The following is a 2,886-nucleotide window of genomic DNA, read 5'->3' on the forward strand; positions in this document are numbered from 1 at the left end:
CTCCCTAGACTTTGCCTCGTTGGTGATTTACCAACGACAAATCGAAAGGAGGTCTCTTTTGCAGACTGAACAAACTGGTTTACAGCGCCACCTCAAAGTGCGGCACATTCGCCTCATGGCTTTAGGTTCCACTATCGGCGTTGGATTATTTCTGGGCTCGGCAAGCGCGATTCAAATCGCAGGACCTTCAATCTTGTTGGGATATCTCTTGGCAGGTATCGTTGCCTTTATCGTGCTTCGGACCTTGGGTGAGATGGCGGTGCATGAACCTGTCGCGGGTTCTTTTGCCGCCTATGCCAACACCTACGTGGGGCCGCTCGCAGGCTATATGGTCGGGTGGGGCTACTGGACTTACTGGATCGTCGTTGGAATTGCTGAAGTCACTGCAGTTGGTATCTATATGGGGATTTGGTTTCCCGAAACACCGCAGTGGATCTGGGCTCTTTCTTCCATCTTGATGATGGGTCTTATTAATCTCATTGCCGTAAAAGTATTTGGTGAGTTTGAATTTTGGTTTGCTCTTATTAAAGTGGTTGCTATTGTCGCCATGATTGCTTTGGGTGGTTCAGTCATTTTCTTTGGCTTTACCAATGACTGGAATCCGATTGGCTTTAGTAACTTATGGCAGCACGGCGGTTTCTTCCCCAACGGCATTAGTGGCATGTTGCTGTCCTTGCAGATGGTCTTATTTGCATACGTTGGCATTGAGATGATTGGTCTATCTGCTGGTGAAGCAGAGAGTCCGCGAAAAACCATTCCGATGGCGATTGATTCCTTGGCATGGCGTATCTTGATTTTTTACATGGGTGCCATCCTTGTCATTTTGGCAATCTTCCCCTGGAATGAGGTTGGCCAGCAAGGTAGCCCATTCGTGGTGATGTTTGAGCGGATTGGTTTACGTGAAGCTGCCGGAATCATTAACTTCGTAGTAATTACCGCTGCCTTGTCATCTTGTAATGCCGGCATCTTTAGTGGTGGGCGACTCTTATATGCGCTATCAGTCAATGGCTACGCGCCATCGCCATTTGCAAAACTATCGAAGTACGGTGTTCCCCATCGCGCAGTAATGGCGACAGTGGCGGTTTGCATGACTGGTGTGGTGTTGAACTACTTCGTTCCAGACAAAGCATTTCAATACATCATGGCCGCAGTGACCTTTGTTGGTTTGATGGTGTGGATTGCAATTTTGATTACGCAAGTTCAATTCCGTCGCTCACTTACAAAAGCCCAGGTTGCTGAGTTGGCATACCGCACTCCCTGGTGGCCCTATTCCTCGTGGTTCGCATTAGCATTTATTGCCTTGGTAGTAGTGTTGATGGGCTTTCATGAGGATGCGCGGATTGCCTTGGTCTTGGGTCCGTGTTTATTAGGTGTGTATCTCGCCATGTTTTACATCGTTGGCTTGCATCGCAAAACAAAACTGAGTCGTGAATTCAAATAAGGAGACATAAATGATTGTTGGCGTACCTCAAGAAGTAAAAAATAATGAATTTCGTGTTGGCTTAACCCCAGGAAATGTGAGGGGCTTGTGCAAACAAGGGCACTCTGTTTTAGTGCAGCGTGGAGCAGGTGAGCAAATTGGCTTGAGCGATGAATCCTATCGTTTGTCGGGGGCCACTTTAATCAATAGCGCAGCTGAAGTTTTTGCTAAAGCCGAAATGGTGGTGAAGGTGAAAGAGCCTCAGCCACAGGAGTGCGCGATGTTACGTGAAGATCAAATTCTCTTTACCTATTTGCATCTCGCGCCAGATCCACAGCAGACCAAAGCCTTGCTCGCTTCAGGCGCAAGTTGTATAGCCTATGAGACAGTCACTTCGTGTAGTGGCGCTTTACCTCTCTTGGCTCCAATGAGTGAAGTTGCAGGCCGAATGTCTATTCAAGCTGCGGCTAGCTTTCTAGAGAAAACAAACGGAGGCTTGGGAATATTAATGGCGGGTGTCCCGGGTGTGGCCCCAGCAAAGGTGGTCATCTTGGGTGCCGGCGTTGTGGGGCGAAATGCCTTACAGATGGCGGTTGGCATGGGAGCAGATGTCTGTATCTTCGATCGCAATATTGATTGCTTAAGGCAGATTGATATGCTCTATGGCAATCGTGTGAGAACCTTTTATGCCGATCCACTTTTGGTGGAGCTAGAGGTTTGTGAGGCAGATGTGGTCATTGGCGCCGTGCTCTTGCCTGGTGCCGCTGCACCGAAGTTAGTGACCCGTGAGATGGTGCGCAAAATGAAGGCGGGCGCAGTAGTAGTGGATGTGGCAATTGATCAAGGGGGTTGTTTTGAGACGTCTAAGCCCACAACCCATGCTGATCCGACATTCATCGTGGATGGCGTTCTACATTACTGCGTAGCCAATATGCCTGGTGCAGTCGCCAGAACCTCTACTTTTGCATTGACGAATGCAACCTATCCATTCATTGAGGCCTTAGCAAATCGAGGGATGGTAAGGGCACTCTCACATGATCATCATCTGCGTAATGGCTTGAGTGTGCATCAGGGTAATCTCACCTCTGAGCCGGTAGCTAAAGCTCAGAAAATAGACTTTGTGCCGGCAGAAGAGTTATTAGTGGCCTAGTAGTTTCAATGCAGTTCTAGGGATTGAATGTCTCAGGAGTCTAGGCTCCTGAGCTTTCCTCTATCATTCTAAGGATGGACTTATCTGCATTAGCACTTTCTACCGGTGTAGTCGCACTTGCTGAGATGGGGGATAAAACCCAATTACTCTCATTGATGTTGGCTGCACGTTATCCAAAACAGGCCCTTGCCATTATTGGTGGGATCTTGATTGCGACGATTGCCAATCATGCCTGCGCAGCTTTACTAGGGCATTGGCTCACGACTTTTATGAGTCCGGATCTTCTCAAGTGGATTTTAGGTTTGAGCTTTTTGGG

The 2,886-nt window shown here is 48.3% G+C and carries 3 protein-coding genes; all 3 read left to right on the forward strand.

Features of this window, described 5'->3' with window-relative positions; all coding sequences use genetic code 11:
- The first annotated feature begins 115 nt into the window (after nt 1–115).
- The gene (locus B7Y67_RS14370) at nt 116–1,441 is read left to right on the forward strand and encodes an amino acid permease (RefSeq protein ID WP_293599230.1); all 1,326 of its coding nucleotides are present in this window, start codon (nt 116–118) and stop codon (nt 1,439–1,441) included.
- A gap of 10 nt (nt 1,442–1,451) precedes the next feature.
- Entirely contained in the window at nt 1,452–2,570 is a 1,119-nt protein-coding gene (ald, locus tag B7Y67_RS14375) for an alanine dehydrogenase (protein ID WP_293599228.1), read from the forward strand.
- 74 nt (nt 2,571–2,644) lie between these two features.
- A partial coding sequence (locus B7Y67_RS14380; protein ID WP_293599229.1) for a TMEM165/GDT1 family protein occupies nt 2,645–2,886 on the forward strand: 242 nt, incomplete at its 3' end.

The sequence above is a fragment of the Polynucleobacter sp. 35-46-11 genome (genome assembly GCF_002281105.1).

What these genes read in the sequence shown, in the direction of transcription:
- ald (WP_293599228.1), top strand. Translation starts at nt 1,452, where the DNA reads ATGATTGTTGGCGTACCTCAAGAAGTAAAAAATAATGAATTTCGTGTT.
- B7Y67_RS14370 (WP_293599230.1), top strand. Translation starts at nt 116, where the DNA reads ATGGCTTTAGGTTCCACTATCGGCGTTGGATTATTTCTGGGCTCGGCA.